Origin of the sequence: Corallococcus praedator, assembly GCF_003612125.1 — a bacterium.
Classification (GTDB): Bacteria; Myxococcota; Myxococcia; order Myxococcales; family Myxococcaceae; genus Corallococcus; species Corallococcus praedator.
This window is the reverse complement of sequence record NZ_RAWI01000529.1, coordinates 1-5,370: the sequence shown is the minus strand read 5'-3', so window position 1 is coordinate 5,370 and position 5,370 is coordinate 1. Positions and strand designations below refer to the sequence as shown.

General features: G+C 72.2%; 5 protein-coding genes. 4 read left to right on the top strand and 1 reads right to left on the bottom strand.

The window, feature by feature from the left end; genetic code table 11:
* Positions 1–112 precede the first annotated feature (112 nt).
* The 4 genes from D7Y13_RS37990 (at position 113) to D7Y13_RS37975 (ending at position 3,890) form a co-directional block, all read left to right on the top strand.
* Positions 113–1,285: an ABC transporter permease gene (locus D7Y13_RS37990; protein ID WP_120532179.1), complete on the top strand. Its 1,173-nt coding sequence runs from the start codon at positions 113–115 to the stop codon at positions 1,283–1,285.
* Positions 1,286–1,391: 106 nt separating this feature from the next.
* Positions 1,392–2,465: a DUF2804 domain-containing protein gene (locus tag D7Y13_RS37985; protein WP_120532178.1), complete on the top strand. Its 1,074-nt coding sequence runs from the start codon at positions 1,392–1,394 to the stop codon at positions 2,463–2,465.
* Positions 2,466–2,714 carry a hypothetical protein gene (locus D7Y13_RS37980; protein ID WP_199732706.1) on the top strand — a complete coding sequence of 83 codons (249 nt, stop codon included), beginning with the start codon at positions 2,466–2,468 and terminating at the stop codon, positions 2,712–2,714.
* An 84-nt stretch (positions 2,715–2,798) separates the two neighbouring features.
* Entirely contained in the window at positions 2,799–3,890 is a 1,092-nt protein-coding gene (locus tag D7Y13_RS37975) for a zinc ribbon domain-containing protein (protein WP_147444232.1), read from the top strand.
* Here D7Y13_RS37975 and D7Y13_RS37970 read toward each other — a convergent pair.
* A complete protein-coding gene (locus D7Y13_RS37970; RefSeq protein ID WP_120532176.1) occupies positions 3,882–5,240 on the bottom strand; it encodes a DUF6986 family protein in 1,359 nt (452 codons plus the stop codon). The genes D7Y13_RS37975 and D7Y13_RS37970 overlap by 9 nt on opposite strands.
* Positions 5,241–5,370 lie beyond the last annotated feature (130 nt).

The window sequence follows — 5,370 nt, the reverse complement described above, 5'->3', positions numbered from 1 at the left end:
GGGGGCGGGTGGTGGCGGACGGGACGGCGGACGCGCTGCGCGCGAGCACCGGCAAGGACAGCCTGGAGGAAGCCTTCGTGAGCGTGATTGGCAGCGAGCAGGGGTTGCGCGAATGAGGCGGCTGGTCGGGACGGTGCTGCGCAAGGAAGTTCACGACCACCTGCGCGACCGGCGCACGCTGGGCTCCGCGCTGATGTTTCCGTTGCTGGGCCCGCTCGTGTTCCTGGTGATGTTCAACGTGATGGCCTCCTGGTACCGGCAGGACCGGCCGCTGGAGATGCCGGTGGTGGGCCGCGAGCACGCGCCCAGCCTGATGGCCTTCCTGGAGCGCTACGGCGCGAAGCTTTCGGAAGCGCCCACGGACTACGAGGCGCTGGTGCAGGCCGGCAAGCTGGACCTGGTGCTGGTGGTGCCGGACGACTACGCGCAGGACTTCGCCGAAGGGCACACCGCCGCGGTGCGGCTGGTGGTGGACAGCTCGCGCAACAAGGCGCGCCAGTCGGTGCAGCGCGCGCAGCGGATGCTGGCGGTGTATTCGCAGCAGACGGGCAGTCAGCGCCTGTTCGCGCGCGGCGTGGCGCCGGAATTGGCGGTGCCCGTGCGCGTGGACGAGCTGGACCTGTCCACGCCGGAGAAGACCGCGGCCACGGTGCTCACCACCATCCCGCTGTTCCTGGTGATGGCGGCGTTCGCGGGCGGCATGCAGCTGGCCAGCGACACGATGGCGGGGGAGCGCGAGCGCGGCTCGCTGGAGCCCCTGCTGCTCAACCCCGCCCCGCGCGGCGCGGTGGTGGCGGGCAAGTGGCTGGCCACGTGCGCGATGGCGGCCACGGGCGTGATGCTGTGTCTGCTGGGATACTTCCTGGTGGTGAAGCGCGTGCCGCTGGAGGACCTGGGCGTGCGGGCCCGGTTCGACGCGCAGGCCGCGCTGGGGATGCTGGCGGCGGTGCTGCCGCTGGTGCTCGCCGCGTCCGCGGTGCAGATGTGGGTGTCCACGTACGCACGGTCGTTCAAGGAAGCGCAGACGTACCTGTCGCTCCTGATGGTGCTGCCCACGCTGCCGGGGATGCTGCTGGCCCTGTCGCCCATCCAGACGCAGACGTGGATGTTCGCGGTGCCGGTGCTGGGGCAGGAGATGCTCGCCGCGGAGGTGATGCGCGGTGAAACATTGGGGCCGGTGCCCTTCCTGCTCGCGCTCCTGTCGTGCCTGGTGGTGGCGGCGCTGGCCCTGCGCTTCACCACGCGGCTGTTGTCCCAGGAGCGCATCATCTTCGGCAGGAGCTAGCAGGCAGGCGGGTGGCGGCAGGCCGCCGCCGCGAGTGTCGCCAGGGCGCCGGTTGTCCTTCCGGAGCGCGTGACAGGCGCGGCGAAGTGCCGTCCAATGACCCGTGATGACGCCCGAGCGAGAAGTCGATGCCCTCCTGCCCCTCGCCCCGACTTCGGTGGCCTCCTCGCAAGGGGAGCCTCGGTTCGGGACGTACCAGGGTGAACTGCCCGAAGTGGACCTGCCCCGCCTGCTGGGGAAGTGGGCCCCGGGGCGCACCACGCGCCTGCTCAAGCGCAAGCGCTGGCACTACACCTTCGTCGCCACGCAGGAGGTGGCGGCGCTCTTCGCGGTGGTGGACCTGGGCTACACGGCCAACGCCTTCGCGGTGGCGGTGGACCTGCAGGAGAAGAAGCCCCTGTGCGACGTGAGCTTCCTGGGCGTGCCCGGGCCGCTCGCGGAGGTGAGCGACCGTCCGGGCGCGGGCCTGACGGCGGCGTTCCGCACGCTGGGCGGCAAGATGTCCGTCAAGCGCGGTGAAGCCGACGAGCGCTACCAGGTGGAGGTCGACGTCAGCCGCATGCGCACGCAGTCGCTCCAGACCTTCCAGTGGAAGGGCGAGCTGCTGGTGGCGGGCGGCCCTCCGGCGCTCACCGTCATCGCGCCGGTGGCGGGCGACGGGCTGGTGAACGTCACCCAGAAGCGCAGTGGCCTGTTGGCCTTCGGCAGCCTGGAGGCGGGCGGCAAGCGCTTCCGGTTGGATGGCGGCGTGGGCGGCATGGACTACACGCAGGGCTATCTGGCGCGGCACACCGCCTGGAGATGGGCCTTCGCGGCGGGCCGGCTGCCGGACGGCACGCCCGTGGGCATCAACCTGGTGGAGGGCTTCAACGAGGGCGCCACCGAGGCCAACGAGAACGCCATCTGGCTGGGAGACAAGCTCTACCCGGTGGGCCGCGCGCGCTTCGAATACAACGCGAAGGAGCTGCTCGACCCCTGGCGCATGACGACGGACGACGGCGCGGTGGACCTGCGCTTCAAGCCCATCTACGTGCACCGCGAGGAGCGCAACCTGCGCCTCATCGTGAGCCACTTCGCCCAGCCCGTGGGCTTCTTCGAGGGCACGGTGCGCGTGGGCGGCCGTGAGCTGGCGCTGTCCAACGTCCCGGGCGTCAGTGAGGACCAGGACATGCTCTGGTAGGTGCGGCCGTGGGGTGACGCGGATCCGGTGGCGCAGGACTTCCGCGCGGCCTTCGGCCTGGGGACGGATGACAAGAGCATCGGGCTGCTCGACATCGACGGCGTGAACATGGTGGCCATCCAGGCGCTGGCGCGGCGCACGCAGGAGCTGCACGCGAAAAGCGCGGAAGTGGACTCGCTCAAGGCGGAGCTGAAGCGCAGCCTGTCCCGGCTGGAAGCGGTCGTGCATGCGCGCGGCGCGAAGCCCTGACCCCGTCGCCATGATTCAGGGAAGCACCAGGGGCGCGGTGTAGGCTTTCGCGCTCCTGTTCGCCTTCGAGGAGGACTCCGCGCCATGTCCTGCCCGCACTGTGGTCAGCCGCTGCCTGAAGACCCGCCGTCGCGGACGTGTCCGCACTGTGGTCGGACCGTGACGCGGGCCGGGGACGCACCGGAGTCGCCGGTGATGGATGACGTGGCCCAGAAGGCGCAGCGGGCCGTGGACTCGGCGGGCCGCGCGGTGCAGGGCGTGCTGGACGACCCCCGGCTGCGCGAGCGATTGCCCGGGGGCTCGCTGCCGCTGCTTGGCGCGGGGCTGGTGTCGGCCGCGGTGTTGGTGCCGGTGCTGCCCTTTGTCGGCGGGGGCCTGGACCTGCCGTGGGCGGCGTTGATGCTGGTGGCGGCCGGGATGCTGGGCGCGCGCGAGTGGAGCGCCGCGGGCAGGCCGCTGCCGGACGCGCTCAAGCCGGTGGTCGGGTGGGCCGCGCATCCGGCGTTCCTGCCGATGTTCACCGCGCTCACCGTGACGCAGGCGTTCCTGTCACTGGGGTTGGGCGTGGCGGCCCTCTTGTGGGTGCTGGCGGCGCTGGTGGTGGGCTCCGTGCAGTGGCGCGCGTTCCGGGCGTCATCCGCGGCGCAGGAGGAGCTGCCCCGGCGTCCGGCGGAGGTGCGGCTGAAGCGGTGGGTGTTCGCGGGCGTGGCCGCGTGCGCGCTGGGCCTGCTGCTGCCGTGGAGTGCGTGGTCCGGTTCGCTGGTGCCCACGGCGTACCTGCAGCGCGAGCGCACCATCACGATTGACGACAACTTCGGTCGGGAGATCCACGACGACCCCCAATGGAAGTTCAACACGCTGATGTTCCCCTCCACGCGCGGAGGCGCGAGCGGTCGGGGCCGGATGGGCGCGACGGGCGTGGTGCTGGGGTTGCTGGCGCTGGGCGTGCTGGCGTCGGTGCGGCGTGCGCGTCAGGCGGTGCCCACGGGGGGGGCGCCGGTGCTCGCAGGGCTCATCACCTTCTGGGCGTTGACGGGCCTGTCGGCGAGGCTCGGGCCGTGGCTGTTCCTCTTGGGCATCCTCGCGGTGGACGTGGCCGTGGCGCGCGAGTGGCTGGGGCACCGGGGCGCGGTGGGAAGGCCTCCGGAGCCCCCCGAGCCTCGGGCGTCAGCGTGACGGGGCCGCGCGGGCCTGGACGATGGCGCGGAAGGAGCGGCCGTGCAGCTCCTCCAGCGTCAGGCCGGTGGCGCGGACCTCCTCCTCGGTGAGGGCGCCGCACGCGAGGCCGCGCAGGAAGAAGTTGAGCAGGCCCTGGCCGGTGGCGGCGTCGTCGAACACGCCTCCGAGCATCGTGGCCTGGGCGGCCTTGTCCACGAACGCCTTGAGGCGCTGGGACGACGGCTCCAGGCCCTCCAGGAAGAAGGCGTAGACGGCGGCGTAGCGCACGGGAATCTGGGCGGGGTGCAGGTCCCAGCCCTGGTAGTACGCGCGCTCCAGCGAGTGGCGCGTGTTGCGGTAGGCCAGCTGCCACGCGCGGTGCACGGCGTCGGTGTTCTCGCGCTGCTGGGTGGGCAGCAGCGGGGTGTCGCCCTGCTTGCGGTGCGGGCCCACGGGCATGACGGTGGTGGCGCCGTCGGACAGGCGCACGCCGGTGCCGGCGAGGAGCACCTGCACGGTGTCGCGCAGGAAGTCACAGGCGGGGTGGAGCATGCCCTGCACGTGCGCGCTGACGTTGAGGGCGGCGGTGTAGTCGTAGGCGCCCAGGTGCACGTGGGAGCAGCGGCCCTCGCCAGCCTCCACGAGGGAGAGCAGGTGGGGCCGGCCGCGCGAGTCGAAGAGGGCCTGGGGGGTCTCCACCATCAGCTCCAGCATCAGCGCGCCGGAGGGCAGGCCGTGAGCGGACTCCAGCTCCGACAGCAGGTGTGCCAGGGCGGTCACCTGTTCGGGCACGGTGACCTTGGGCAGTGTGACGACGAAGGACGGTGGGAGCCTGCCGCCGGTGTGCTCCAGCAGGGCGGTGACGAAGAGGTCCAGGGTGCGGGAGGAGCGGGCGTACAGCTCCTCGGTGAAGGACTTCACGCGGATGCCGATGAACGGGGGCAGGGTGCCCTGCTCCAGGCCGCGAGCGACCTCCTGCGCGGCGGAGAGCGCGTGGGCGTCCTCCTCGGCGTCGGGGCGGTGGCCGTAGCCGTCCTCGAAGTCCAGGCGGAAGTCCTCCACGGGCTCGCGCTCCAGCTTGTCCACGACGCGGGCGTAGACGCGCTGGGCGAAGCCGCCGCGCTGGGGCAGGCCCAGGCCATGGGCGAGGTGCGCGCCGTCGGGGGCGTGGTCGCGCAGGGACGCGAGGGCAAGGTCGCCCATCTTCCGCGCCGTGTTGGCACGGAAGAGGTGGGCGCCGCCGTACACGGTGTGCACCGGCTGTCGCTGCGAGGATTCGCCCGGGTACACGCGGGCGAACGCCGTGTTGGCGCGGCGCAGGGCCTCGCGGGAGGCGGCGGAGCGTTCGGGCGTGAGCGTGGTCTTCATGGGACTCCAGTGCCTCCGTCGGAGGGAAGGCGCGGCTCCGTCGGGGACACCGGCATCATGGCGCGGAGGCCTGCATCGGAGGGGTTGGACAGGAAACGGGGAGGAGGGCCGCCCGGTTGGGGGCCCGGAG

Coding starts and splice junctions, on each gene's coding strand:
- D7Y13_RS37970 (WP_120532176.1), bottom strand. CDS start 5,240: ATGAAGACCACGCTCACGCCCGAACGCTCCGCCGCCTCCCGCGAGGCC.
- D7Y13_RS37990 (WP_120532179.1), top strand. CDS start 113: ATGAGGCGGCTGGTCGGGACGGTGCTGCGCAAGGAAGTTCACGACCAC.
- D7Y13_RS37975 (WP_147444232.1), top strand. CDS start 2,799: ATGTCCTGCCCGCACTGTGGTCAGCCGCTGCCTGAAGACCCGCCGTCG.
- D7Y13_RS37985 (WP_120532178.1), top strand. CDS start 1,392: ATGACGCCCGAGCGAGAAGTCGATGCCCTCCTGCCCCTCGCCCCGACT.